The organism is Bacillus sp. JJ1764 (assembly GCF_036962145.1).
Classification (GTDB): Bacteria; Bacillota; Bacilli; order Bacillales; family Cytobacillaceae; genus Neobacillus.
Genome location: NZ_JBALNY010000090.1, coordinates 8484 through 8743, shown reverse-complemented (window position 1 = coordinate 8743; position 260 = coordinate 8484). Strand labels below are relative to the sequence as shown.

The window sequence follows — 260 nt, the reverse complement described above, 5'->3', positions numbered from 1 at the left end:
ATTAGGAGGTCCAAAAATGAAGAAATTTAAAGTTTTTTCCATGATGTTGACTGCTACGTTACTTATTATGCTGTCGGCATGTGGGACAAGTAAAACCAGCGGAGGCGATAGTGAAAACAAGACTTTGCGGGTTGTAACAGATGCCGCCTATGCCCCATTTGAATATCAAGATAAAGGGGATGTCGTTGGTTTTGACATTGATTTCATCAAAGCGGTAGCAAAAGAAGCAGGCTATAAAGTGAATATTGAACATGTAGGCT

General features: G+C 40.0%; 1 protein-coding gene. It reads left to right on the top strand.

The features are described 5' to 3' along the window. Positions 1-16: 16 nt before the first annotated feature. On the top strand, positions 17-260 hold a 244-nt coding region (locus tag V7083_RS13700; RefSeq protein WP_335478639.1), incomplete at its 3' end, for a transporter substrate-binding domain-containing protein.